This window comes from Paracoccus sp. 08 (assembly GCF_024105395.1).
GTDB lineage: Bacteria > Pseudomonadota > Alphaproteobacteria > Rhodobacterales > Rhodobacteraceae > Paracoccus > Paracoccus marcusii.
In genome coordinates, this window is sequence record NZ_WEKR01000003.1 from 65466 (window position 1) to 90731 (window position 25266).

Sequence of the window (25266 nt, forward strand, 5' to 3'; positions counted from 1 at the left end):
GATCGCGGCACCGCCGGATATATTCGTTGCAGATGCAATGAAATTGGGTGCCGCGATGACCGACAGCGTTCAGACCTCGGGAATGACCCGTGCCCCGGCGGGTCCGGGTGCCCATCCGGGATACCTGCCCGGCTTTGGCAACGACTTCGAGACCGAGGCCCTGCCCGATGCCTTGCCCCAAGGCCAGAACAGTCCGCAGCGCTGCAATTATGGCCTTTATGCGGAACAGCTGTCGGGAACCGCCTTCACCGCGCCGCGCGGCCAGAACGAGCGGACCTGGTGCTATCGCATCCGCCCGTCCGTGCATCACACGGGGCGGTTCGCGGCGATCGATCTCCCCTATTGGAAGACCGCGCCGCATGTCCTGCCGGGGGTGACCAGCCTGGGCCAGTACCGGTGGGACCCGATCCCGGTCCCCCAGGGCGACCTGACCTGGCTGACCGGCATGCGCACCATGACGACCGCGGGCGACGTGAACATCCAGGTCGGCATGGCGACCCATGTCTATCTGGTCACCGCGTCGATGCGGGACGAATACTTCTTCTCTGCCGACAGCGAACTGCTGGTGGTGCCGCAGCAGGGCCGCCTGCGGTTCTGTACCGAACTGGGCACCATCGACGTCCAGCCGCAGGAGATCGCGATCCTTCCCCGCGGCCTGGTCTATCGGGTCGAAGTGCTGGAAGGCCCCGCCCGTGGCTTCGTCTGCGAGAATTATGGTCAGAAGTTCGACCTGCCCGACCGCGGCCCCATCGGCGCGAACTGTCTGGCCAATCCGCGCGACTTCAAGACCCCCGTCGCGGCCTTCGAGGATCGGGACGCCCGGTCCCGCGTGGTCATCAAGTGGTGCGGCCAGTTCCATGAGACATGGATCGACCACAGCCCGCTGGACGTGGTCGCGTGGCACGGCAACTATTGCGCCTACAAATATGATCTGCGGACCTATTCGCCGGTCGGTGCGATCCTGTTTGACCACCCCGACCCGTCGATCTTCACCGTGCTGACCGCGCCGTCCGGACAGGACGGGACGGCGAACATCGACTTCGTCTTGTTCCGCGACCGCTGGATGGTGGCCGAACATTCGTTCCGCCCGCCCTGGTACCACAAGAACATCATGTCTGAGCTGATGGGCAACATCCACGGCATCTATGACGCCAAGCCTCAGGGGTTCGCCCCTGGCGGGATCAGCCTGCACAACTGCATGCTGCCCCACGGCCCCGACCGCGAGGCCTTTGACAAGGCGACGACCGGCGACCTGGTGCCGCACAAGCTGGCCGAGACGATGTCCTTCATGTTCGAGACGCGCTTTCCCCAGCATCTGACCGAATACGCCGCCCACGAAGCGCCGATGCAGCCGGAATACATCGATGTCTGGAACCGGCTGGAGAAGAAGTTCGACGGCACGCCGGGGGTCAAATGACCGGTGCCGAACCCGGCCTGATGCCGTCGCAGGTGTTGTCCGCTAATCGGCCTGATTGCGATTTCCCGCTGAACAACCTGCCCTATGGCGTGTTTTCGGACGACCGCGGCCCGCGCTGCGGGGTGGCCATCGGCGACCGCATCCTGGATCTGGCCGCGTGCGAGGCGCAGGGACTGCTGGATGCGGGCGGCACCTTTGCCGCGCCGCGGATGAACGACTTCATCGCCCGCGGTCCGGACGCGTGGGCGGCGGCTCGGGCACGGCTGACGGCGCTGCTGTCCCCCGACGGTCCCCGTGACCTGCCGCTGGTGGCGATGGCGGGCGCGCGGCTGCACCTGCCGATCCGGGTCGAGGGGTTCACCGATTTCTATGCCTCGCGCCACCACGCGTTCAACGTGGGGTGCCTGTTCCGGGGGCCGGACAACGCCCTGCCGCCGCAATGGGACCACATGCCCATCGGCTATAACGGCCGGGCCTCGTCGATTGTGGTGTCGGGAACGCCGGTGCATCGCCCGATGGGCCAGGTCGCCGGCCCTGCCGGTCCGGAATGGACCGCCAGCCGCCGACTGGACCTGGAACTGGAGCTGGGCGCCATCGTGGGGGCGGCCACCGCCCTTGGCACCCGCATCACCGTCGATCAGGCCGAGGACATGATCTTTGGCCAAGTCCTGCTGAACGACTGGTCAGCGCGCGATATCCAGTCGTGGGAGTATCAGCCCCTCGGGCCGTTTCAGGGCAAGGCCTTCGCCACCACGATCAGCCCGTGGATCGTGACCCGCGCCGCGCTGCAGCCGTTCCGCCGCGCCGGTGCCGCCCGGACGGTGGACCCCATGCCCCATCTGCGCGACAGCCGCCCGGGCTTTCATGACCTGGCGATGGGCTGGACGCTGAACGGGCAGGTCATGGCACGCGTGAACTATGCCGTGATGCACTGGTCGCAGGCGCAGGCGCTGGCCCATCACGCCAGTTCGGGCTGCCCGATGAACGTGGGCGACCTGCTGGGATCGGGCACGATCTCTGGTCCCACCCCTGATCAGACCGGCGCCCTGCTGGAGATGACGCGGAACGGGCAGCAGCCCGTAATCGTGAACGGCCAGCCACGGACCTTCCTGCAGGACGGGGACGAGGTGGGTCTGTTCGCCCACGCGCAGGGGGCGGGCTATCGCTTGGGGTTCGGGCCCTGCACCGGGCGCGTGATGCCCGCCCTGCCCTAGGCCGCGGCGGCGATCCAGGCGGCGATCATCGTGTCCAGATGCGCGCCGCCGCCGTTCTTGAAGACCGTGATCTGGCTCGCGCCCGTGCGCCCGCACCGGCCGGGCACTAGGTCGTACAGATCGCCCAGGACGTCGTCCGGCGTCAGAACGCCCGCGGCGATCGGGATCGCCAGTTCGCCGATATGGGCGACGGTGGTGGCACGGCTGTCGACAAAGATGCGGGCGCGGGTCATCAGCGCGTCGTCGGCCTCGCGCATCTCGGCGCGAAAGGCGCCGATCAGGTCGACATGGGTGCCGGGGCGCACCCATTCCCCGCGCAGGACCGGTTCGCGCGCCATCGTCGCGGTGGACACGATGTCGGCCTGGGCCACCGCCGCGGCCAGGTCGGTGACCGGCGTGACCGCGTGACCCTCTGCCGCCAGGCGTTCGGCCAGCGCCCGCGCCTGTTCGGGCCGGCGCGCCCAGACCTGCACTTGATCCAGATGTGGCATGCCTGCGCGATAGGCCGCGACCAGCCCCCCCGCCAGAACCCCCGCCCCGACGATCAGCAACCGGCGGCTGTCCGGCCGGGCCAGGATCTGCGCGCCCAGCACGGAATCGGCGCAGGTCTTGTATTGGGTGACCAGCGGGGCATCGATCACGGCGGTCAGCACGCCGGTTTCGGGGTCAAAGACCAGCATCGCACCCTGCACCGACGGCAGGCCGCGGGCCGGGTTGTCGCCAAAGACCGTCACCGCCTTGACGCCGAAGCCCCGGCCGGGCAGCCAGGCCGCCCGCGTCAGCAGGCTGCCCGACCCGGGCCCCAGGAACAGGTCGCGGACCTCGGCGGCGGCTGCCAGATGCCCCTGGCGCAGCGCGTCGATGGCGCCGGGCCAGTCCAGCCCGCGGGCGCTGTCGCGGTCGATGATGCGGGGGGTCATGGCACGCTCCGTTCGTTTCCCCCGACCCTTGTCCGAAGCGGGCGCGGGTGCAAGGCGGCGGCTGGACATTTCGGTTTTCATGTTGAAGGTCTGGCGGGACAACACGGAGGATGCGGGATGAGCTTTCTGGGGATCGATCTGGGCACGTCGGGGCTGCGCGCGCTGCTGGTGGATGATGCGGGACAGCCGATCGGCTCGACCGAGCGCCATTACGACGTGGCCCATCCCCATCCCGGCTGGTCCGAACAGGATCCTGCCGACTGGATCACGGCGCTGCAAAGTGCGGTGGCCGATCTGCGCGCGGCGCATCCCCAATTCGCGTCCCTTCGCGGCATCGGCGTCGCGGGGCACATGCACGGCGCCTGCGTGCTGGATGCGCAGGACCGCGTGCTGCGCCCCGCCATCCTGTGGAACGATACGCGCAGCCATGTCGAGGCCGACGCGCTGGACGCCGATCCGCGGTTTCGCACGCTGACCGGCAACATCGTCTTCCCCGGCTTCACCGCGCCAAAGCTGGCCTGGATGGCCGCGCATGAGCCGGACCTGTTCGCCCAAGCCGCGCGGGTGCTGCTGCCGGCCGCCTATCTGAACCTGTGGCTGACCGGAGAGGCGGTTGGCGATCTGTCCGACGCATCGGGGACGTCCTGGCTGGACACCGGGGCGCGCGACTGGTCGGACGACCTGCTGGCAGCGACAGGAATGACCCGCGCGCAGATGCCCCGCCTGGTCGAAGGGTCGGCCCCCGCCGGTCGGCTGCGTGCCGATCTGGCCGCCGAATGGGGCCTGTCCGGGCCAGTGACGGTCGCCGGGGGTGCGGGGGACAATGCCGCCGCCGCCTGCGGGATCGGCGCCATGGCCGAAGGTGCGGGCTTCGTGTCGCTTGGCACATCGGGGGTGCTGCTGGCGGCGCGCGACGGCTATGCCCCCGCGCCTGACACGGCGCTGCACAGCTTCTGCCACGCGGTGCCGGGGCGCTGGTACCAGATGGGCGTGATGCTGGCCGCGACCGACAGCCTGAACTGGCTGGGCCGCGTCACGGGGGCCACGCCCGCCCAACTGACCGCCGACCTTGGACCGCTGCGCGCGCCGGGGCCTGTGCGCTTCCTGCCCTATCTGTCCGGGGAACGCACGCCGCATAACGACCCCGCGATCCGCGGCAGCCTGACCGGGCTGGCGGCCGCGACCGACCGCAACGACCTGACCCGCGCGGTGCTGGAGGGGGTGGCCTTCGGGCTGGCCGACAGCCTGCTGGCGCTGCAATCGACAGGCGCGCGTCCGACGCGGCTGATGGCCATCGGCGGCGGGGCGCGGTCACGCTATTGGCTGGAAGTGATCGCGACCGCGCTGGACGTGACCCTGACCCTGCCCGAGGACGGCGACTTTGGCGCGGCCATGGGCGCCGCACGGCTTGGCATGGTGGCCGCCGGGGCCGGAACGGTCGAGCAGGTGATGACCCCGCCCCGCGTCACCGCCGAGATCGCGCCGGATGCCGGCCTGCGCGACGCATTCGCCGCTGCGCATCGAGCCTATCGCGCCGCCTATCCGGCGATCCGCGCGATCCAGTAGCGGTCACAGATAGTTGCGGGCGACCGCGATGGCCACGGCCTGGGTGCGGCTTTTCGCACCCAGCTTGCCGCAGGCCTTGATCGCCCGCTGCTTGACGGTGGATTCGGCGATGGACAGCTGGGTCGCGGTCTCGATCTGGCCAAGACCGTCGCGGAAGCAGCGCAGCACGTCCAGTTCGGCAGGTGTCAGGGCGGCCCGGTTCAGGACCAGGTCGGTCCACAGGTTGAACTTGGCGCGGCAGCGCGCGATCTCGTCATCGGAAAATTCGCGGTCTGGGTGGGACAGCGTCAGGAACGACCGCTTGCCTGCCACCTTGCGCGATATCGCCACGCCATAGTTCAGGCGGAACCGCCGTGCCGCCTGCATGACCCCGCGCAGGTCGGGGATGCGCACCTCCGACCAGCGGGCGGCGCCGTCATGGGTCATCGTCCACATCGCGATGGGATCGCCGAAGAAGTAGTTCCGATCCTCGTAGATGGACCGCCAGGCATCAGGATAGGCGTTGTGCAGGTGTTCGGGGCCCTTGTAGGTCAGGTTGAACCCCATGATCCAACCCGAAGGCGCAAGAGCGTGCATTTCGGCGATCTCGTTGTCGAAATTGGGGATCAGATCGTTCAGCATCACACCTCTCCTGCTTCACGACCTGCAGGATATGCCTTTTCGGACATACTGAAAAGGCAGCTTGTCCGCTTTTCGCGCGACAAGCCCGGCCATGGGTAGCAAGCCGTTAACACCTGTCAGCTATGGAGGACAAAGGTGGTTAAGGGAATCAGAGAGCCGAGATTGGCAACCGCGGAATTCAGCCGCGACATGGTCGAGACGATGCTGACTTATTTCGATGCCTATGCCGATGAAGGCGTGCTGGCGGTCGAGGTCACCAGCTGGGGCCTGTGGCTGCCCAACAAGGTGACCGGCGGTCGCCAGTTCCTGGGACTGGCCAAGCTGCCCGACGGGTATCGGCAATAGGGATGCGTGACATGACACAGACGATGACAGACGTGCAGATCGCCACGATCCGCCTGCCGCGTGACATGGCCCAGTTCGACCTGGTGGCCAGCTTCTTCCAGCTGCGCAAGCAGATCTTCGTGGATCGCATGGCATGGCCCCTGCACCACGCCGAAGGCATCGAGTTCGAGCAGTACGACACCTTCGACACTGTCTACGTGATCGCCCATCGCGACGGGCGCGCGATCGGCGGGGCGCGGCTGAAACGGACCGACTGTTCCTTCGGCGGCGGCAAGGTGGTCTATTCTTACATGATCCGCGACGCGCATCGCGGCTTGCTGCCGGGCATGCCCACCAACCTGTGTCATGACGAACCCCCCGTCGACCCGCAGGCGTGGGAACTGACGCGCTTTGCCGCCCTGCCCGTACCGGGCCTGGCCGAGGCGATCCTGGAGGCGTCGAACGAATACCTGCACGACGTCGGTGCCACCGACTGCCTGTTCCTGGGGCCGCCGGCCTTCCTGCGCATGGCGTCGCGGCTTGGCTGGACGCCCCGTCCGATGGGCGATCTGGTATCCAACGACGACGGCAAGTTCCTGGCCTTTGCCTGCGCGGTGCGCCAGCCGCAGATGGCCGCCTAGCAGTTGGTCACCTGGCCGGGCACCGCCCCCGGCCGCGCGTCCCCGACATGCAGATCGCCCGCGCCAAGGCGGGCGCGGATGGCGCGCGACAGCGCGTCGATGCCGACCGTGACCAGCCCGGTCGCGGCCAGGATGACGACTGCGCGGTCGATGCGCAGCTCTCCGATGGCGTCGTCCAGGTAGAACCCCAGGGTCGCGATGCCCAGGATGCCCATGATCGCCGATTCCCGGATGATGATCTCCCACCGGTAGAGGCACAGGGCCACGAAGGGTCCGAACAGGCGTGGCACGATCTCCCAGCCCCACAGGGTCAGGCCGCGGGGCGCGTCCGCGCGCAGGGTCAGCCCGGTCGCCTGACGGCCCAGAAGATGCCCGATGATCGCCCCGTTATGCAGCCCAAGCGCCAGGATCGCGGGCAGCATGGATGGCCCCCAGACCTGCAGGAACAGATAGGCCAGCATGTATTCGGGAAAGGACCGCAGGATCACCAGCACCAGATGCCCCAGGCCCGCGCCGATGCGCCCCGTCACGCGGGGCACGATCGCGGCCTGCGCGACAAAGGCCACGGCCCCTGCCAGCACCAGCGCCAGCTGTGCCACGATCAGCGTCGCGGCCAGGCCGGGCAGGATCGCGGTGCTCGTCAGCTCCCACAGCCAGGGCAGCAGGGCCGCGGGGTCACCCTGGCGCAGGGGGGCGGGGATGATGTCCTGGCTGAGGAACCGCCACAGCGCGCCCTGCCCCATCGGCGGCGTGCGCACGGTGGCCAGCATCACCGCGGCGAAGATCAGCCAGCCCAGCAGCAGCCGGGGCCTCATCCACAGCCGGACGGTCGCGATCAGCGTGATGTAGATCGCCATGACCGCCCCCGCCGCGCCGTATTCCCCCTGCCGGAAGAACGTGTCCAGCTGAAAGCCGAGCGTCGGCAGCCCGATGAAGCCCAGCACCGCCGACGACCGCAGCCCGCATTCCAGCCGGTAGAGCGCATAGGTCGCCATCTGCGGCCACGCCAGCGGCGCGCGCGCCCAGAGGAACCGCGTCAGCGGATCGACTGACGGGCCCAGCCAGCGGTCGGGGCGGCGGTCGGATTCGTCGAGGATCTCGGACAGGACCTTGGCGAAGATCCCGGCATAGGGCAGCGCGATGGCCAGCACCCCCGACCAGACGCTGATCCCGAAGACCTGCAGCAAGAGCAGCGCCCAGAACAGCTCGTGGACCGAGCGCAGGGCGATGGCCAGGCCCCGCACCGCGCGCAGCCGATAGAAGGGCGCCAGGATCAGCCCCGCCACGCCCCCCAGGGTCACGCCAGCGACTGCAAAGGCCACGGTCAGCGCGACGGCGCGGGCGATTTGTTCGATGGCGCCGAAATCGGGCGCCAGGAAGCCGCGGCCCATCCGGGCCAGCGCGGCCCAGGGATCGTGGCCCGCCACCGTCAGGTCGGCCAGCGGAAGGCACAGGGCGGCCACGGCCAGAAATCCCGCCACCACGCCAAGGCGCGACAGGCTAGCCATAAAGGGCCTCGATCCGTGAGGCATCCAGTTGGTCCACCGGCAGGTCGAATAGAAAGACGCCCTGCTTCAGCCCGATGACCCGCGTGGCAAAGGCCCGCGCGACGGCCACGTCATGCAGCGCCAGGATCGCGGTCGGGAAGGCCGCGCGCAGCAGCGCGGCCAGCTCCTGCGCGTGGCGCGGATCGACGGCCGACAGCGGCTCGTCCCCCAGGATCAGGTCGCCGCCGCGATGCAGCGCACGGGCCAGGGCCACGCGCTGCTTCTGCCCGCCGGACAGGGATTCCACGCGGGCATCGGCCTGGGGCGTCAGACCCACGCGGTCCAGATCGGCCAGGGCGGCGGCGCGGTCGGGGGAGGCTGGACGGACCMGCGTGCGCAGGTTGCGCCAGGCACCGTGATCGTCCAGCCGCCCCATCAGCACGTTGCGCAGGGCCGACAGCTGGGGGACCAGCGCCGCGTCCTGCGGGACCAGCGCGATTCGCATTCCCCGCCCCGCCGCCGCCCCGTGCAGGGCGGAGAGGAGCGTCGACTTGCCCGAACCGCTGCGTCCCAGCAGGGCGACCCGTTCGCCCGGCGCGACATGCAGTCGCACCCCGGCCAGGACGGGCGTGCCGCCATAGCCCAGATCGACCCCGTCCAGCAGTTGCAAGGATTACTCCAGCAGGTCCAGATCGCGGGCGACCTGTTCGATGGGGGCATAGTCCTCGTTCGCGGCGGGGATGAAGGCGTTGCGCGGGAACGCCGCCAGCAGGTCCGGGTCGTCCATGCCGACCAGCGCGGCTTGGACCTTGTCGGCGAAGCCCTCGCCCCACCGGGCGTCCACGTCGCCGCGGATGGTCCAGTTGTAGTCGGGATAGGGCGGCGTCTTCCAGATGACCTTGGCCGTCTCGACCTCGGGCGCGTTATCGGCAACCGCCTGATCGTAAACGGCATAATTCAGCGCGCCGACCTGCCAGGCGCCGGAGGCGACCAGCCGCAGGGTCTGGCTGTGATCGCCCGAGAAGCCCACGCGGTCAAAGAACTCCTCCGGCGCCTCGCCGGTATTCTCGCGGATCGCGTATTCCGGCATCAAGCGCCCGGAGGTCGAGGTCTTGGCGCCGAAGGTGAAGGACATGCCGCGCGCGGCTTCGGGGAAATCCTCGGACTCGGTCAGGCCGGTGTCGGTATGGGCGATGAAGTAGCTGACGAAACTGGTATCCTCGTCGCCCTGCGCGATGGCGCGGGCCCCGTCGACCAGCAGCCGCGCCTGCACGCCCGACAGGCCCCCGAACCAGGCCAGCTGGACCTGGTCGTTGCGGAAGGCGGTGACCGCGGCGGGATAGGATTTCACCGGAACGAACTCGACCGGCACGCCCAGCTCCTCCGACAGATAGTCGGCGACGGCGGTGAAGCGTTCGACCAGGCGGGTCTCGTCCTCGTCGGGAATGGCCGAGAAATACAGCGTTTCCTGGGCCGCGGCGGAAAGCGGCAGGGCGGTGGCCAGGACGGTGGCCAGCAGGCGTGACATCAGGGGCATGGGATGGCTCCGGTCAGGGTGTGAGGGCTGGGATCGGCGGACCCCGCTGAACGCGGGGTCTCGCGCCGATGTGCCAAGCCCCCGTTTCCGGCGGAGCCACGCGGCCCGAACGCCCCCGGCGCATCGGCTTGATGCCCTGTTCTAGACCGTCCGTTCGGTCGCGCGCAAGGCTTCGTGCCTTGACTTGGCCGGGGCCGCGGCAGAGAATTGGGATGTACCTATCGAATTTGACAGGCAGAGGGAGGGTCCCATGAATATCGACCTTTCGCGTCGCGGCTTTTTACGGCTAGCGGGTGCGGGGGTTGCGGCAACGTCGCTTGGAGCCATGGGCTTCGGCGGGGCCGAGGCAGCGGAGGCGGCGCATGTGCGCGCGTTCAAGCTGGCCACGACCACGGAAACACGCAACACCTGTCCCTATTGCTCGGTCGCCTGCGGGATCATCATGTATTCGCGCGGGGACGTGAAGGCCGGCGAAACCGCCGAGCTGATGCATATCGAGGGCGATGCCGATCACCCCACGAACCGCGGAACGCTGTGCCCCAAGGGCGCCGCGCTGAAGGACTTCGTCCATGCGCCCACGCGCCTGACGCAGCCCCGCCTGCGCCGTCCGGGATCGGACCGCTTCGAGGAGATCACCTGGGAGGAGGCGCTGGACAAGATCGCCCGCGCCCTCAAGGATGATCGGGACGCGAACTTCATCGCCACCAACGATGACGGCACCCCCGTCAACCGCTGGACGACGACGGGATTCCTGGCGGCGTCGGCCACGACCAACGAAACCGCATGGCTGACCTACAAGACGGTCCGGTCCATGGGGATTGTGGGATTCGACAACCAGGCACGCGTCTGACACGGCCCTACGGTGTCCAGTTTGGGCCCGACATTCGGCCGTGGAGCGATGACCAATCCATGGACTGACATCAAGAACACCGACCTGGCGATCGTCATGGGCGGCAACGCCGCCGAGGCGCATCCGTGTGGTTTCAAGTGGGTGACCGAGGCCAAGGCGCATCGCGGCGCCAAGCTGATCGTGGTCGACCCGCGTTATACCCGCACCGCATCGGTCGCGGACTACTATGCGCCGATCCGTCCGGGCACCGACATCGCCTTCCTGATGGGGGTGATCCGCTGGTGCATCGAGAACGACAAGGTCCAGTGGGACTATGTCCGCAACTATACCAACGCGTCCTTCCTGGTGCGCGAGGACTTCGGCTGGTCCGACGGCCTGTTTATCGGCTATGACGAGGAAAAGCGCGACTTCAACAAGGAGAGCTGGGACTATCAGATAGGCGAGGACGGCTTTGCGCTGACCGATCCCACGCTGCAGGACCCGCGCTGCGTCTGGAACATGCTCAAGCAGCATGTCGACGTCTACACGCCGGAATTCGTGGAGAACATCACCGGCACGCCGCGTGACAAGTTCCTGGATATCTGCGGGATGATCGGCGAATGCTCCGCCGTGGACCGGACGATGACGTCCATGTACGCGCTTGGCTGGACCCAGCATTCCAAGGGCGCCCAGAACATCCGCGGCATGGCGATGCTGCAGCTGATCCTGGGCAATATCGGTGTCCGCGGTGGCGGGATGAACGCGCTGCGCGGTCACTCCAACATCCAGGGCCTGACCGATATCGGCCTGATGTCGAACCTGATCCCGGGATACCTGAACATCCCGACCGAGAAGGAGGTCGACTGGCAGACCTATCTGTCCACGCGCGAGTTCACGCCGCTGCAGCCGGGTCAGACCAGCTATTGGCAGAACTATCCCAAGTTCATGGTCAGCTTCCTCAAGGCGATGTGGGGCGATGCCGCCACGGCCGAGAATGACTGGGCATACGAATACCTGCCCAAGCTGGACGTTCCGGCCTATGACATCCTGCGCATGTTCGAACTGATGAACAACGACCGGGTGAACCTGTACTTCTGCCAGGGCTTCAACCCGATGCTGTCCATCCCGGACCGCGGCAAGGTGACGGCGGGCCTGTCCAAGCTGAAGATGCTGGTCGTGATGGACCCCCTGTCCACCGAGACCTCGCATTTCTGGGAGAACCACGGCGCGCATAACGAGGTCGACACGGCCAGCATCCAGACCGAAGTGCTGGAACTGCCCACGACCTGCTTTGCCGAGGATGAGGGCGCGCTGGTCAATTCGGGCCGCTGGCTGCAATGGCACTGGCCGGGCGCGACGCCGCCGGGCGAGGCCAAGCACGACACCTGGATCATGGCGCAGATCTGGACGCGGGTGCGCGACCTGTATCGGGCCGAAGGCGGCGCCTTCCCCGATCCGATCGTGAACCTGGCCTGGGACTATGCCGATCCGGGCGAGCCCACGCCCGAGGAGCTGGCCCGCGAGATGAACGGGCGCGCGCTGGCTCCGGTGACGGACCCGGCCACGGGCGCGCAGATCCTGCAGGCCGGTCAGCAGGTGTCCGGCTTCGGACAGCTTCGCGATGACGGGACGACCATGGCGGGCTGCTGGATCTATGCCGGCAGCTGGACCGAGGACGGCAACATGATGGCACGGCGGGACAATTCCGATCCCGACGAGACCGGCATGTTCCTGAACTGGGCCTTTGCCTGGCCGGCCAACCGTCGCGTGCTGTACAACCGCGCCTCGGCCGACATGGCGGGCCAGCCTTGGGATGCCACGCGCCCGCTGATCCAGTGGGACGGGGCGAAATGGGGCGGCTACGACGTGCCCGACATCGCGCCGACGGCGGACCCGTCGACGGTCGGACCCTTCATCATGAACCAGGAGGGCGTCTCGCGCCTGTTCAGCCGGGGCATGATGCGCGACGGGCCCTTCCCGACGCATATGGAGCCGTTCGAAAGCCCGATGGCCAACGTGTTCAACGCGCGGATGCGCGGGAACCCGGTGGCGCGTGTCTTCGAAAGCGACGTGGCCCGGCTTGGGACCAGCGACGAGTTTCCGTTCGTCGCGACCTCCTATCGCCTGACCGAGCATTTCCACTACTGGACCAAGCACAACCGGGTGAACGCCGCGTTGCAGCCCGAGTTCTTCGTGGAGATCAGCGTCCAGCTGGCCGAGGAGCGCGGCATCACCAACGGCAGCCGCGTGCGCGTCTTTGGCAAGCGCGGACAGGTCTGGGCCAAGGCGGTGGTCACCCGTCGCCTGCAGCCGCTGATCTGTGACGGCAAGCCCGTCCATGTGGTGGGCATTCCGCTGCACTGGGGCTTCATGGGGGCCGCCAAGAAGGGTTGGGGGCCGAACAGCCTGACGCCGTTCATCGGGGATGCGAACACGGACACGCCTGAATTCAAGGCGTTCCTGGTCAACATCGAACCCGCAACCGAGGAGCCGGTGGCATGAACGACATGGCAAACAGCCCGACCACGGCGGCGTCGAACCCGCCCGTGCAACCGACCGAGGCCTATTTCGATGCGCGCGACGTCGTGCGCATCTCGGCCACGCGGAACGTGCCGCAACCGGACCGCCAGCTGGAAAAGCTGGCCAAGCTGATCGATGTGTCCAAGTGCATCGGCTGCAAGGCCTGCCAGTCCGCCTGCGTGGAATGGAACGACACGACCCCGGCGGTGGGAGAGAACGTGGGGGTCTATGAGAACCCCCACGACCTGACCCCCGACATGTTCACCCTGATGCGTTTCGCGGAATGGGAGAACCCGGCGACCAACGAGCTGGAATGGCTGATCCGCAAGGACGGCTGCATGCATTGCGAGGATCCGGGCTGCCTCAAGGCCTGCCCGGCGCCGGGTGCCATCGTGCAGTATTCCAACGGAATCGTGGATTTCATCCACGACAACTGCATCGGCTGCGGCTATTGCGTCACCGGCTGTCCCTTCGACATCCCGCGCATCAGCCAGACCGACCACAAGAGCTACAAGTGCACCTTGTGTTCGGATCGCGTGGCCGTGGGCCAAGGTCCCGCCTGTGCCAAGGCCTGCCCCACGCAGGCCATCGTCTTCGGCACCAAGGCCGACATGCAGGCGCATGCCGAGACCCGGATCGAGGACCTGAAATCGCGCGGCTATGAAAACGCGGGCCTGTACGATCCGGCCGGCGTGGGCGGCACCCACGTGATGTACGTGCTGCATCACGCGGACAAGCCCGGCATCTACAACGACCTGCCCGAAAATCCCCGGATCTCTCCGGTGGTCGAGGGTTGGAAGGGCGTGACCAAGACCGCGGGCCTGGCGGCCATCGGTCTGGCCGCGGTGGGTGCCACGCTGCACGGTCTGTTCGCCCGCGGCAACGAGGTCGAGGAGCATGACATCGAGGCCGCCGACAAGCTGGTCAAGGGCGAAGACCCCGACGGCGGTCCGACCGGCGGGGGGCACGTCTGATGGCGCATCGTCCGTACTACTCGGAACGGGGTGACCGGCTGGAAAGCATCCAGCCGGTCGAGGTCAGCCGCTATCGCGGGTTCACCCGCGCGAACCACTGGGTGACCGCGTTCAGCCTGATCGCGCTGGCGCTGTCCGGCCTGGCGCTGTTCGACCCGTCGCTGTACTTCCTGACCGGGCTGTTCGGTGGCGGGCAGACTACACGCTGGATCCACCCGATCATCGGCGTGGTGCTGTTCCTCAGCTTCGCGCTGATGTTCATCCAGCTGTGGCGCCTGAACATGCCCAAGCCCGAGGACACGACCTGGGTCGCCCAGATCGGCGACGTGGTGAAAGGCCGCGAGGAGAACCTGCCCGAACTGGGCAAGTACAACGCGGGCCAGAAGTTCGTCTTCTGGGGCATGTCCGCCCTGATCATCGTGCTGATCGTCACCGGCGTGATGATCTGGCAGCAGGTGGCCGGCCATCTGGTCAGCGTGCCGCTGCGCCGCATCGCGGTCCTGGTGCATGCGCTGTCCGCGGTCGCGATCATCCTGGTGTTCATCATGCACGTCTATGCCGCGATCTGGACGCGGGGCACGCTGCGCGCGATGACCCGGGGAACGGTCACCGGCGGATGGGCCTGGCGCCACCACCGCAAATGGCTGCGAGAGATCGCCAGCCGCGACAACAAGGGCCCGGCAGAGTAATCTGCCGGCCACCATCACCGGCATCCCCTGTGGCCGGTTCGGCCCGGAGACTGACATGAATACCACCATCCAACCCGATCCATCGGCCATCGGCGGCGTCCCCACGGCGCCGCTGGTGTTTTTGCCCAAGCCCATGCGCCTGTTCGCGACCCGTGCCAAGCGCCTGGCCTTCCTGGCCCAGCACAGCGACAACCTTGGGCCGTGGCTGGCCTTTCTGGGTCAGCTAGCGGACCTCCAGGCCCGGCTGGCGGACGAACTGCCCCGCCCCGCCCCCCTGCCCGCCGACCGCATACGACTGGCCCGCGAAAACCGCATGCCGCCGATCGACCGGCAGCGGCTGGCATCCGACCCCGACCTGCATGCCGTCCTGGACGCGGTGCTGAACCATGCAGCGGCGCTGGACATGCCGGAACCAGCGCGCATCGCGCTGTCCGCCGTGACCGCCGCGCCCCTGGCCGATCGTCACTGGCTGCTGGAGAACATCCTGTCCGACAGCATTCCCGATGACAGCATCGCGCCGCACCTGTTCGCATCGCTGGCCGTGCAGCTGCATCTGTCGCGCCTTGCCGCGGGGCTGCCCGCCGATCAGCTGGTCAAGATCCGCACGGGCGTCTGCCCGGTCTGCGGCGGCAAGCCCGCGACCTCCAGCGTGATCGGGGTCGGCGATCTGGACGGGGTGCGCTATGCCGCCTGCGCCTGCTGCCAGACCCAATGGAACGAGGTCCGCCTGACCTGCCTGTGCTGCGGCCAGACCGGCCAGATCAGCTATCGCAGCGTCGAGACCGACCAGGCGACTGTCCGGGCCGAGGTCTGTGGCGATTGCGACAGTTGGGTCAAGATCCTGTACCAGAACAAGAACCCCAGCCTTGAGGCGATCGCCGACGACGTCGGCAGCCTGGGGCTGGACCTGCTGATGAAGGACACCGACAAGCATCGCGGCGGGTTCAACCCGTTCCTTGCAGGCTATTGATGTCGGGGTTCAGGGCGCTGCCATCGGTCGATCAGGTGCTGTTGGCGGTGCCGTCGCTGATCGACGCTCATGGCCGTCAGGCGGTGACCCGGACCGTGCGTCTACGCCTTGATGCGGCCCGCGCGGCCATCCGCGACGGGGCCGACGGCGCGGCCGAGGCCGCACGCCTGCCGCACCTGCTGGCCGCCGATCTGGCGGCGGCGGCGGTCACGCAGCTGCGCCCGATCCTGAACCTGACCGGCACCGTTCTGCACACCAACCTCGGCCGCGCGATCCTGGCGGACGAGGCGATCGCCGCCGCCTCCGCCGCGATGGCCGCGCCGCTGGCACTGGAATTCGACCTGGCGACCGGCGGGCGCGGTCAACGCGATGACCATCTGCGCGGTCTTCTGTGCGAGCTGACCGGGGCCGAGGATGCCACCATCGTCAACAACAATGCGGCCGCCGTCCTGATCGCGCTGAACACCTTCGGCCAGGACCGTGACAGCATCGTCTCGCGCGGCGAGCTGATCGAGATCGGCGGCGCATTCCGCATGCCCGACATCATGGCCCGCGCCGGCACCCGGCTGGTCGAGGTCGGGACGACCAACCGCACCCACGCCCGCGACTATCGCGACGCGATCACGGACCGGACCGGGCTGATCCTCAAGGTCCACACATCGAACTATCGTATCGAGGGGTTCACCGCCGAGGTTCCGGCCCTAGACCTGGCCGCCATCGCGCACGATGCCGGGGTGGTGATGCTGAACGACCTGGGCGCGGGGTCGCTGGTCGATCTGTCCCGTTGGGGCCTGCGCCGCGAACCCACCGTCGCCGAAGCCGTGGCCGAAGGCGCGGACCTGATCACCTTTTCGGGCGACAAGCTGCTGGGCGGGCCGCAGGCGGGGTTCATCGTGGGCCGGCGCGACCTGATCGCGCGGATCAACAGGAATCCCATGAAGCGCGCCGTGCGGCTGGACAAGATCCGCATCGCCGCGCTGCAGGCGACGCTGCGCCTTTATCACGACCCCGACCGTCTGGACCAGCGGCTGCCCGTGCTGCGCATGCTGTCCCGTTCGCATGCCGACATCGCGGCGCAGGCCGCGCGTCTGGTGCCGCAGGTCGCGGCGCTGCTGCCCGATCATCGGGTCGTTCCGACGGACTGCGCCAGCCAGATCGGATCGGGTTCGCTGCCGACGGATACGATTCCGTCGGCCGGGCTGCGGATCAGCGGGGCGGGCGGCGACGCGCCGGACCGCCTGGCGGCATGGCTGCGCGATCGACCGCGTCCGGTCATCGGCCATATCCGCGACGGCGCGCTGATCCTGGACCTGCGCTGTCTGGGCGATGACCGCGACCTGCTGGAGGCGCTGACGTGATCGTCGGAACCGCGGGGCATATCGACCACGGCAAGACCGCGCTGGTCAAGGCGCTGACCGGCACCGATGCCGACCGCCTGGCAGAGGAAAAGGCCCGAGGCATCACCATCGACCTGGGATTCGCCTATGCCGATCTTGGCGGTGGCACCGTCACCGGTTTCGTCGACGTGCCAGGGCATGAACGGCTGATCCACACGATGCTAGCAGGCGCGGGCGGGATCGACCTGGCCCTGCTGGTCGTGGCCGCCGATGACGGCATCATGCCGCAGACGCGAGAGCATCTGGCGATCCTGGACCTGCTGGGCCTGTCGCAGGGGCTGGTCGCGCTGACCAAGGCCGATCTGGCCGATGCCGACCGCCGCGCCGAAGTCACGGCCCAGATCCGCGACGCCCTGGCCGACAGCGGGCTGGCGGATGCACCGATCATCCCTGTGTCGTCCCTGACCGGCGAGGGCGTGGACAGCCTGCGCGACGCCCTGATCGCCGCCGAGGCGCAGGTGGCCCATCGCGCCGCCGATGCGGGCTTTCGCCTGGCGGTCGATCGCAGCTTCACCCTGCAGGGCGCAGGGACGGTGGTGACCGGCACGGTGCTGTCCGGGCAGGTCGCCGTCGGCGATCTGGTGACGATCAGCCCGTCGGGGATCGCGGCGCGGGTCCGTGGCATCCATGCGCAGAACCGGCAGGCGACCCACGGTCTTGCCGGGCAACGCTGCGCCCTGAACCTGGCGGGAGAGGCTGTCGCCAAGGACGCGATCCATCGGGGCGACATCGTGCTGGCCCCCGCGCTGCATGCGCCGACCGAACGGATCGACGCCGTCCTGAGCGTGCTGGACACGGAACCGAAGCCCATCGGCACGTGGTTTCCCGCCCGCCTGCACAGCCACGCAGCCGAACTGGGCGCGCGGATCGTGCCCTTGGGCGACCCCATCGCTCCCGGTCACAGCGGTCCGGTTCAGATCGTGCTGGACCGGACCATCGCTGCGACCATCGGTGACCGGTTCATCCTGCGCGACGTGTCCGCCAGCCGGACCATCGGCGGCGGGCATTTCCTGGACCTGCGCCCTCCCGCCCGCAAACGGCGCACCCCTGAACGGCTGGCGCTGATCGACGCCGCACAGGCCTCCGATCCGCTGCAGGCGATGCTGGCGGTGGGCCCGGTCGATTCGGCGGTCTTCGTGCGCGACCGCGCCCTGTCGCCCGCCGATGCGGCCGCGGCATTGTCCGGAGCACGGATCGTCGCGGGGCTGGCCCTGTCGCCCGCGCATCTGGACGCGCTGCAGCGGGGCATCATCGACGCGCTGTCCGCCTTTCACGCCGAGAACCCCGACCTGCCGGGCATGGGCCGCGAACGGCTGCGCCTGGCGTTGACGCCGCGGCTGCCCAAGGACGCCTATCTGGCGCTGCTGCGGGGCGAAGCGGATGCCGGCCGGATCGTCCCCGACGGCGCCTTTCTGCGCCTGCCCGGCCACGAAGTGCGCCTGTCGGCCGAGGACGAGGCGCTGTGGGCCCGCATCCTTCCGTCCCTGATGGGCGATCTGCGCTATCGCCCGCCGCGGGTGCGCGATTTCGCGACCGAATTCGGGGTGGACGAAAAGGAGGTGCGCCGCGTGCTGCGCATGACGCAGAAGCTGGGCCGCACCGACCAGATCGCGCATGACCATTTCTTTGCGCGCGCTGTGACCGCCGACATGGTGACCATCCTGCGCGATGTGGCGGCCGCGACGCCGGACGGCTGGTTCACCGCCCCCCTGTTTCGCGACCGCGTCCAGAACGGTCGCAAGGTCGCGATTGAGATCCTGGATTTCTTCGACCGGCACGGCGTCACGCTGCGCCGGGGGGATCTGCGCCGCCTGAACCCGCACCGGCTGGACCTGTTCGGCTAGATCGGGGCGATGCCCTGTTCGATCACCGCCTCCATCGCGACATAGCTGGAGGTCGAGGCGACATGCGGCAGGGCGGAGAGCTTTTCCGCCATGATGCGACGGTAATCGGCCATGTCGCGCGACCGCACCTTGAGCAGATAATCGAACCCCCCCGCGATCATGTAGCATTCCTCGACCTCGGGGATCAGGCGGATGGCGGCGTTGAACGACTCCAGCGCCTTGTGGCGGGTGTCCGAGAGGCGCATCTCGACATAGGTGACATGGGTCAGGCCAAGGCGCACGGGCGACAGGATGGCCCGGTATCCGGTGATCAGCCCCGCCTCCTCCAGCTGGCGGATGCGCAGGGCCACGGGGGTCTTTGACAGGCCGACCTTGCGCGCCAGTTCGGTCACCGGGATACGGGCGTTGGCCACCAGTTCCGCCAGGATGCGGCGATTGATCGGGTCCTGGATGTCGGTCACGTCTTATGCCCCATGATTGGACGATATGGCTGCGATCCTGCCCATCATTGGTCCCATCGTCCAGACGGCACGCGATATTCTGCCGATATCAGACAGGGGTGCCGCCATGACCGACCTTTCCTTTTCCGCCAAGTTCCAACCCGAAGCGGCCCTGCTGGACCGGCTGGTCCGCGATGCGGCGCTGTCGCCTGATACCCGTGTGCGGATCAGCGACCGCGCGGCCAACCTGATCCGCCGCATCCGCGCCGAATCCAAGCCCACGATGATGGAGCTGATGCTGGCCGAATACGGCCTGTCCACCCGCGAGGGCGTGGCGCTGATGTGCCTGGCCGAGGCGATGCTGCGCGTGCCCGACCGTGCCACCATCGATGCGCTGATCGAGGACAAGATCGCCCCCTCCGATTGGGGCCGCCACCTGGGCGACAGCTCCTCCAGCCTGGTCAACGCCTCGACCTGGGCGCTGATGCTGACGGGGCGGGTGCTGGATGACAGCAAGCCCGGTCTGGCCGGCACCCTGCGCGGCGCGGTCCGCCGCCTTGGAGAGCCGGTGATCCGCACCGCCGTCACCCGCGCGATGCGCGAGATGGGACGCCAGTTCGTCCTGGGCCAGACCATCGACGCCGCGTTGGACCGGGCGAAGGGTCAGGAGGCCAAGGGATACACCTACAGCTATGACATGCTGGGCGAGGCGGCGATGACCGCCCGCGACGCCGACCGCTATGCCGACGAATACCGCAAGGCCATCGCGGCCATCGCCAGCGCTTGCACGCATGGCTCCGTCGCCCGGAACCCCGGCATCTCGATCAAGCTGTCGGCGCTGCACCCCCGCTATGAGGTCGCGCAGGAGGATCGGGTGATGGCCGAACTGGTCCCCGTGGTCCGCGATCTGGCCCGCCGGGCGCGCGCGGCCAACATGGGCCTGAACATCGACGCCGAGGAGCAAGACCGCCTGGCCCTGTCGCTGCAGGTGATCGAGGCCGTCCTGCCGGACCCCGATCTGGCCGGATGGGACGGGTTCGGCGTGGTCGTGCAGGCCTATGGCAAGCGGGCGGGGCCGATGATCGATGCGCTGCACGCGCTGGCGGTCCGCCACGACCGCCGCATCATGCTGCGCCTGGTCAAGGGTGCCTATTGGGACACCGAAATGAAGCGCGCCCAGGTCGAAGGGCATCCTGATTTCCCGCTGTTCACCTCCAAGACCGCGACGGATGTCAGCTATGTCGCGCTGGCGAAGAGGCTGTTGGGCATGACCGACCGCATCTATCCGCAATTCGCCACGCACAACGCGCACAGCGTCGCGGCCATCCTGGAACTTGCGGGCGATGCGCCCTTCGAATTCCAGCGCCTGCATGGGATGGGAGAGCGGCTGCACGACATCGTCCTGCGCGATCATCGCACCGCCTGCCGCATCTATGCCCCGGTCGGCGCGCATCAGGACTTGCTGGCCTATCTGGTGCGCCGCCTGCTGGAGAACGGCGCTAACAGCAGCTTCGTGAACCAGATCGTCGATCTGGACGTGACGCCCGAACAGATCGCCCGCGATCCGTTCGACGCGCTGGCGACGGCCCAAGCCCCCGCGACCCTGCTGGCGCCCCATGCGATCTATGGCGCGGGCCGCGTGAACGCGAAGGGCTTTGACCTGGCCGCCCGCGACCAGCTGGACCGGATCTTTGCCGCCCGTGACGGGTCCATCGCCGATGCCGGCCCCTTGACCGCGCAGGCGGCGACCGGACAGGCCAGTCCGGTGCTGAACCCCGCCACCGGCGACATCCTGGCGACCGTCACCGAGGCGGACGAGGCCACGGTGACCCGCGCCATCGATGCGGCCCGCCCCTGGGCGGCCCCTGCCTCGGAACGGGCCGCGACCCTGCGCCGCGCCGCTGACCTGTTCGAGGCTGATTTCGGCCCGATCTTCGGCATCCTGGCCCGCGAGGCGGGCAAGACCCTGAACGACGCCGTGGCCGAACTGCGCGAGGCGGTGGATTTCCTGCGCTATTACGCCCAGCAGGGCGAGGGCCGCACGGATGCCCCGCGCGGGATCATCGCTGCGATCAGCCCCTGGAACTTTCCGCTGGCGATCTTCACCGGACAGGTCGCGGCGGCGCTGATGGCTGGGAACGCGGTGCTGGCCAAGCCGGCCGAACAGACCCCCCTGATCGCCGCCCTTGCCGTGCGCCTGATGCACCGCGCGGGCGTTCCGGCCGACGCGCTGCAGCTGCTGCCGGGCGACGGCGCGACGGTCGGTGCGGCGCTGACCCGCGATCCGCGCATCAACGGCGTCGTCTTTACCGGCGGCACCGACACGGCGCGGCTGATCGCCGCCAGCATGGCGGACCACATGGCCCCCGGCACGCCGCTGATCGCGGAGACGGGTGGTCTGAACGCGATGATCGTGGACAGCACGGCCCTGCCCGAACAGGCGGTGCGCGACATCATCGCCTCCAGCTTCCGGTCGGCGGGCCAGCGCTGTTCGGCGCTGCGCTGCCTCTACGTGCAGGAGGACGTGGCCCCGCACCTGATCGCGATGATCCAGGGGGCGATGGACCAGCTGCGCGTGGGCGACCCGTGGGATCTGTCCACCGATGTCGGCCCGGTCATCGACGCCGAGGCGCAGGCCGGGATCCTGGCGTATCTGGACCAGAACCGCGACCAGATCCTGCACCAGATCGCGGCGCCCGCCACGGGGCATTTCGTACCGCCCACGCTGATCCGCATCGACGGCATCCAGGCGCTGGAGCGCGAGATCTTCGGCCCCGTCCTGCATGTCGCGACCTTCAAGGCGAGGGACCTGGACCGGGTCGTGGCGGCGATCAACGCGACGGGGTACGGGCTGACCTTCGGGCTGCATTCGCGCATCGACAGCCGGGTGCAGGAGGTCACGCAGGCGGTCCATGCGGGCAACCTGTACGTCAACCGCAACCAGGTCGGCGCAACCGTCGGCAGCCAGCCGTTTGGCGGAGAGGGCCTGTCGGGCACCGGACCCAAGGCCGGCGGCCCGCAGTACCTGACGCGGCTGTTCGCGCCCGCAGCCCCCGCCGCCGCGGCGACGGACTGGACCGGGGCCGACAGCACCGACCGCCTGGCTGCGGCGCTGACCCGTCCCGCCCCCGGCGCCGCGCCCACCGATCGGCTGATGCCCGGCCCGACGGGAGAGCTGAACCGTCTGACCACCCTGCCCCGCGGCCCCGTCCTGTGCTTGGGCCCCGGCGCCCCTGCCGCGGCGGCACAGGCACGTGCCGTGACCGATGCCGGCGGTCAGGCAATTGTCGCAGAGGGCGATGTCGATCCGGATGCGCTGCGCGACCTGCCCGATGTGACTGCGGTGCTGTGGTGGGGTGACGCGGCGACGGGGCGGGCGATGGCCCGGGCCCTGGCCGCGCGGCCAGGTCCGCTGGTGCCACTGATCACGGCGGTGCCGGACCGCGCCCACGTCATGCATGAACGCCACCTGTGCGTCGACACCACCGCCGCGGGGGTGCCATCTGAACCGCGGGGTGCTGGCGGCGCAGGGCATCGTCTATGCCTCGGTCGACACGCCCCGCGACCCCAAGCATCAATGGCTGGTCCAAGGGCTGAAGCGCGGCGACCTGTCGCGGCTTGCCGCCGAGACCGGCCCCCTGCGCGATAGGCGCGCCCACACGCTGATCCTGTCCTGCGAGGGGGTGATGACCAATCGGGCCCTGATCCCCGACAGCGCCTGGCAGCAGGTCCGAGAGGTGCTGACGGGTTTCGACACGACCCTGTTCCTGGTCGGGCGCGATCTGGACGGGTGGCTGCGGTCGTTGTGGAAACAGGCGCTGATCAACCCGGTGCCACCGGGCAAGCCGCTGAGCCTGCCCGATTTTGCGGTCTTCTGCCGCATGCCCGCCATCCGCGCGATGATGGACCTTGGCCATATGGCCGATCTGATCGCGGACAGGACCGGGGCCTCGGCGCGTTTGCTGACCCGGCTGGACGCGGATTTCATCGGCGTGTTCGCAGGGCTGCTTGGCCTGTCCCCCGACGCGCCCCTGCAGGACGCCCCGCGGATCAACGAATCCCTGCCCCCGGATTTCATCGCCGTCTATGTCCGCCTGGCGCGTCACGTCGATCAGGTCTGGCCCCTGCGGCTGGCGACCCTTGCGGCGTTCCACGCGATGCGCCCGACGGGCAACCTGATGGTCGCGACCGTGGCGCGACAGTTCGCCCGCGTGTCCGCGCAGGACCGCGACCGGGCGGTGGCAAGCATGTGTCAGGCCGTCAATGCCGTGACGTTCGACGACCCGGACCACCGCGACCTGGCATCGCAGCTTGCGTCCGGGGCCGCCATGTTGCGAAACATTCTATTGCAGGACCCGCCACCAGCCCCTAGGTGACAGGAACGAAGGATCGCGGAAGGGCATCAGACCCGGTGGTTTGGCCGGACTTCAAATCCGGTTGGGGCAGCGAGCCTGTCCCGGGTGGGTTCGACTCCCATTCCCTTCCGCCAGCCTTCCCCGCCCCTACCGCGCCGCGATGGCCAGCCCGTCGGCCACGGCCGTGAACACGTCCCGTGCCGAATGATCTGCATCGGGAAAGGCCGCGCGCATCGTGTCGCTTACGACCGTCATCAGGCTTGACCCCCCGACATAGATCACCCGGTCGACCTGTGCGGGGGTCAGCTGTGCGCGGTGCAGCGTCTCGACGGCGCCCTCGTGCAGCTGGCTGGCGTGGCGCGACAGGCTGTCGGCCAACGCCTGCCCGGCCAGCGGCGCGGACAGGCCGCGTTCGACCTCGTCCAGCAGGATGGCCGCGTCGTCGGCACCGTCATTGGCGGCGATCTTGCCGCGTTCGACGGCAAAGGCCAGATCGTGGCCCAGATCGTCCTCCAGCACGCGCGACAGGCGGGCCATGGCGTAGGGCTGTTCGGCCAGCCGGACCATTTCGGCGACCATGCGGCGGTTCTGGGGGGTGTTCACGAAGGGGATCTTCTCCCACGTGGCAAGGTCGTTGTAGATGGCGTTCGGTACGGGCGACGTCCCCGGCCCCATCGCCTTGCGAAGGACCGATCCCCGGCCCAGCAGCGGCATCACGTGATCCAGGCTGACCGCGCGGTCGAAATCGGTGCCGCCGATTCGCACGCCGTGACTTGCCAGGATCCGCACCCCCGCCCCCTGCCCCTGGAAGAGCGAGAAATCCGACGTGCCGCCGCCCACGTCCACGATCAGGCCCGTGGCGCCGGGCCGCGCGGCACCGGCGGCAATGGCTGCGGCCTCGGGCTCGGGCATGAAGTCCACGTCGCGAAAGCCCGCAGCCAGATAGCATTGACGCAGATCGTCCTCGGCCTGCGCCTCGCGCGGGTCGCCATCGCCGTGAAAGACGACGGGCCGACCCGACAGCGCGCGGTCGAAGGTCTGCCCGGTCTCGGCCTCGGCCCGCGTCTTGATGCGGTTCAGAAAGCGCGCGATCAGGTCGACAAAGGTCACCCTCTCGTTCAGGATCATCCGCTTTTCATGCATCAGCGATGTGCCCAGGACGCGCTTCAGCGCCCGCATGAAGCGGCCCTCGTGCCCGTCCAGCAGAGCGCGGTTCGCGGGCTGGCCCATCAGGGTGGTGCGGCTGTCGGCGTCCAGGAAAAAGGTCGTGGGCATGGTCGTCTGCCCCGGTTCCAACCGGATCAGGCGCGGCGTCCCGTCCGGCGCATGTCCCGCCGCCGAGTTCGAGGTGCCGAAGTCGATGCCCAGGCCGTTGCCGCGCGGTGCCATGTCGGATGCCCTGCCCTGTGTCTGCGAAGGGCGCGTGCCTAGGCGGGGGGCCGGGCCAAGTCAAGCGGGGGCACGCTAACCGGGCATTAGCATTTGTGCGCTAGCGTCGGCTCCTGGTCCCTGTCCCGGAGA

General features: G+C 68.6%; 19 protein-coding genes and 1 tRNA gene. 13 read left to right on the forward strand and 7 right to left on the reverse strand.

The genetic code is table 11. The features are described 5' to 3' along the window. The first annotated feature begins 55 nt into the window (after nt 1–55). Nucleotides 56–1417, forward strand: a complete 1362-nt coding sequence (hmgA, locus tag GBO37_RS01390; RefSeq protein ID WP_127899482.1) for a homogentisate 1,2-dioxygenase — start codon at nt 56–58, stop codon at nt 1415–1417. Then, nucleotides 1414–2631, forward strand: a complete 1218-nt coding sequence (fahA, locus tag GBO37_RS01395; protein ID WP_252926666.1) for a fumarylacetoacetase — start codon at nt 1414–1416, stop codon at nt 2629–2631. The genes hmgA and fahA overlap by 4 nt, the downstream gene beginning before the upstream one ends. On the opposite strand, the gene GBO37_RS01400 is transcribed toward fahA, so the two are convergent. After that, the gene (locus GBO37_RS01400) at nt 2628–3551 is read right to left on the reverse strand and encodes an ornithine cyclodeaminase family protein (RefSeq protein ID WP_252926667.1); all 924 of its coding nucleotides are present in this window, start codon (nt 3549–3551) and stop codon (nt 2628–2630) included. The two genes, fahA and GBO37_RS01400, sit on opposite strands and share 4 nt — an antisense overlap. A 117-nt stretch (nt 3552–3668) precedes the next feature. Here GBO37_RS01400 and xylB point away from each other — a divergent pair, with 117 nt between their 5' ends. Then, nucleotides 3669–5117, forward strand: coding sequence for a xylulokinase (gene xylB, locus GBO37_RS01405; RefSeq protein WP_252926669.1), 1449 nt, complete (start codon nt 3669–3671; stop codon nt 5115–5117). A 3-nt stretch (nt 5118–5120) separates the two neighbouring features. Here the strand turns inward: xylB and GBO37_RS01410 are convergent, their stop codons facing one another. Continuing rightward, nucleotides 5121–5738 (reverse strand): LuxR family transcriptional regulator, encoded by a 618-nt coding sequence (locus GBO37_RS01410; protein ID WP_252926672.1) that lies wholly within the window; start codon nt 5736–5738, stop codon nt 5121–5123. Nucleotides 5739–5873: 135 nt separating this feature from the next. On the opposite strand from GBO37_RS01410, the gene GBO37_RS01415 reads away from it, so the two are divergent. Both GBO37_RS01415 and GBO37_RS01420 read left to right on the forward strand, forming a co-directional pair. Further along, nucleotides 5874–6083, forward strand: a complete 210-nt coding sequence (locus tag GBO37_RS01415; protein ID WP_139085354.1) for a hypothetical protein — start codon at nt 5874–5876, stop codon at nt 6081–6083. 11 nt (nt 6084–6094) lie between these two features. Continuing rightward, complete coding sequence (locus GBO37_RS01420) at nt 6095–6703, forward strand: acyl-homoserine-lactone synthase (RefSeq protein WP_164871481.1); 609 nt, start codon at nt 6095–6097, stop codon at nt 6701–6703. Here the strand turns inward: GBO37_RS01420 and GBO37_RS01425 are convergent. The 3 genes from GBO37_RS01425 to GBO37_RS01435 are packed head-to-tail and all read right to left on the reverse strand — an operon-like array spanning nt 6700 to nt 9727. After that, the gene (locus GBO37_RS01425; protein ID WP_252926674.1) at nt 6700–8211 is read right to left on the reverse strand and encodes an ABC transporter permease; all 1512 of its coding nucleotides are present in this window, start codon (nt 8209–8211) and stop codon (nt 6700–6702) included. The two genes, GBO37_RS01420 and GBO37_RS01425, sit on opposite strands and share 4 nt — an antisense overlap. Further along, nucleotides 8204–8860, reverse strand: coding sequence for a phosphonate ABC transporter ATP-binding protein (locus GBO37_RS01430; protein WP_252926675.1), 657 nt, complete (start codon nt 8858–8860; stop codon nt 8204–8206). Before GBO37_RS01430 ends, GBO37_RS01425 begins: the two co-directional genes overlap by 8 nt. Nucleotides 8861–8863: 3 nt before the next feature. Then, nucleotides 8864–9727, reverse strand: a complete 864-nt coding sequence (locus GBO37_RS01435) for a putative selenate ABC transporter substrate-binding protein (protein WP_148910999.1) — start codon at nt 9725–9727, stop codon at nt 8864–8866. 250 nt (nt 9728–9977) lie between these two features. Here GBO37_RS01435 and fdnG point away from each other — a divergent pair, with 250 nt between their 5' ends. From fdnG to selB, 6 genes are read left to right on the forward strand one after another with little or no spacing between them, the layout of a single operon-like run. Beyond that, a complete protein-coding gene (gene fdnG / locus GBO37_RS01440) occupies nt 9978–13058 on the forward strand; it encodes a formate dehydrogenase-N subunit alpha (protein ID WP_252926677.1) in 3081 nt (1026 codons plus the stop codon). After that, on the forward strand, nt 13055–14050 hold the full coding sequence (gene fdxH, locus GBO37_RS01445; RefSeq protein WP_305884475.1) for a formate dehydrogenase subunit beta: 996 nt from the start codon (nt 13055–13057) through the stop codon (nt 14048–14050). The genes fdnG and fdxH overlap by 4 nt, the downstream gene beginning before the upstream one ends. Then, the gene (locus GBO37_RS01450) at nt 14050–14739 is read left to right on the forward strand and encodes a formate dehydrogenase subunit gamma (RefSeq protein ID WP_045983439.1); all 690 of its coding nucleotides are present in this window, start codon (nt 14050–14052) and stop codon (nt 14737–14739) included. The genes fdxH and GBO37_RS01450 overlap by 1 nt, the downstream gene beginning before the upstream one ends. Nucleotides 14740–14794: 55 nt before the next feature. Further along, nucleotides 14795–15709 (forward strand): formate dehydrogenase accessory protein FdhE, encoded by a 915-nt coding sequence (gene fdhE / locus GBO37_RS01455; protein ID WP_252926678.1) that lies wholly within the window; start codon nt 14795–14797, stop codon nt 15707–15709. Further along, nucleotides 15709–17067 carry an L-seryl-tRNA(Sec) selenium transferase gene (gene selA / locus GBO37_RS01460; RefSeq protein WP_252926679.1) on the forward strand — a complete coding sequence of 453 codons (1359 nt, stop codon included), beginning with the start codon at nt 15709–15711 and terminating at the stop codon, nt 17065–17067. Before fdhE ends, selA begins: the two co-directional genes overlap by 1 nt. Next, on the forward strand, nt 17064–18950 hold the full coding sequence (gene selB / locus GBO37_RS01465) for a selenocysteine-specific translation elongation factor (protein WP_252926680.1): 1887 nt from the start codon (nt 17064–17066) through the stop codon (nt 18948–18950). The genes selA and selB overlap by 4 nt, the downstream gene beginning before the upstream one ends. Here selB and GBO37_RS01470 read toward each other — a convergent pair. Beyond that, a complete protein-coding gene (locus GBO37_RS01470; protein ID WP_252926681.1) occupies nt 18947–19411 on the reverse strand; it encodes an Lrp/AsnC ligand binding domain-containing protein in 465 nt (154 codons plus the stop codon). The genes selB and GBO37_RS01470 overlap by 4 nt on opposite strands. 106 nt (nt 19412–19517) lie before the next feature. On the opposite strand from GBO37_RS01470, the gene putA reads away from it, so the two are divergent. Both putA and GBO37_RS01480 read left to right on the forward strand, forming a co-directional pair. After that, the gene (gene putA, locus GBO37_RS01475) at nt 19518–23039 is read left to right on the forward strand and encodes a bifunctional proline dehydrogenase/L-glutamate gamma-semialdehyde dehydrogenase PutA (RefSeq protein WP_252926682.1); all 3522 of its coding nucleotides are present in this window, start codon (nt 19518–19520) and stop codon (nt 23037–23039) included. A gap of 744 nt (nt 23040–23783) precedes the next feature. Then, nucleotides 23784–23879 (forward strand) — tRNA-Sec (locus GBO37_RS01480). A 13-nt stretch (nt 23880–23892) separates the two neighbouring features. On the opposite strand, the gene GBO37_RS01485 is transcribed toward GBO37_RS01480, so the two are convergent. Continuing rightward, a complete protein-coding gene (locus GBO37_RS01485; RefSeq protein WP_252926683.1) occupies nt 23893–25134 on the reverse strand; it encodes an Hsp70 family protein in 1242 nt (413 codons plus the stop codon). Between the last annotated feature and the right edge of the window lie 132 nt (nt 25135–25266).